2 protein-coding genes are annotated in these 818 nt (G+C 40.6%); both read left to right on the top strand.

Going from position 1 to position 818, the window contains the following annotated elements:
* Window positions 1–259 precede the first annotated feature (259 nt).
* On the top strand, window positions 260–466 hold the full coding sequence (locus tag HGH47_RS12195) for a hypothetical protein (RefSeq protein WP_432912736.1): 207 nt from the start codon (window positions 260–262) through the stop codon (window positions 464–466).
* A 3-nt stretch (window positions 467–469) separates the two neighbouring features.
* Entirely contained in the window at window positions 470–643 is a 174-nt protein-coding gene (locus HGH47_RS12190; protein WP_432912733.1) for a hypothetical protein, read from the top strand.
* Window positions 644–818: the final 175 nt, after the last annotated feature.

The following is an 818-nucleotide window of genomic DNA, read 5'->3' as shown; positions in this document are numbered from 1 at the left end:
AATCACAAAAATTGAAGTTGTAGATGGCAACGATACGGATTTGCATGTTGCTAAACCCGTTTACGCCATACATTTTAAGTTAACAGAGGAATAACACAATCATATAAAAACCTTTCAGTAGCCGCGAAAGGTGAGTTTGAGACGGTGGCTCCGTAAATCGTTTGAGGGATTCGTAAACCTACGCTACGCCGCAGGCGGCCCGGCCGGGGACAATACCGGCAGCGGCATTTTTTTAATAAGCGATAAGGAGGAGCAACCAATGACGCTTAACGAGATGATCAGCTATGCGCAAAAGCATAAACTTGACTTTGATAAACCGGTTACCGGGATATTGGAAATGAATGAGAGTATACCGCTGGACATCGTAACTTGTCATGGCAGTGTAAATAAAAACGTAGTCCTTCATGCTGCACCGATTGAAGTATTTCGATCATGGCGTGTTGTATGGCAGGAAGAAAAGGAGTAATGAATGGCTTTTACTTTTGAAGAATGGAAAAAAGAGTACAACAATAACAGACCTATCGAACCAAATAATGCATGGGAGAATCCGATGCAATGGGCTAAGATTACTAATTATGCAGAAGATAAGTTGAAAGAAGCCTTTGACGCCGGTTATCAAAGTTGCCGTGAAAAAAACGGTTGACACTTTTTGAAAGACGGGAATATTCCGCCGCAAGAATATAAACTGTATCTTTTTTACCTTGTTTCTAGACATAAAGAATGCGTTACCTGTGATACATGGAACAATAAAAGATATAACAGCTATGTTATTGCATGGGCGGAATTTGAATATCCAGAAAGTTTTTGAAAAAGCGGGC

The organism is Treponema sp. OMZ 805 (assembly GCF_050937395.1).
GTDB lineage: Bacteria > Spirochaetota > Spirochaetia > Treponematales > Treponemataceae > Treponema.
The sequence above is the reverse complement of the archived record's forward strand: the minus strand, read 5'-3'. Positions and strand labels throughout refer to the sequence as shown.

Excerpts from the sequence above, each read along its gene's own strand:
- HGH47_RS12195 (WP_432912736.1), top strand. The coding sequence starts at position 260 with ATGACGCTTAACGAGATGATCAGCTATGCGCAAAAGCATAAACTTGAC.
- HGH47_RS12190 (WP_432912733.1), top strand. The coding sequence starts at position 470 with ATGGCTTTTACTTTTGAAGAATGGAAAAAAGAGTACAACAATAACAGA.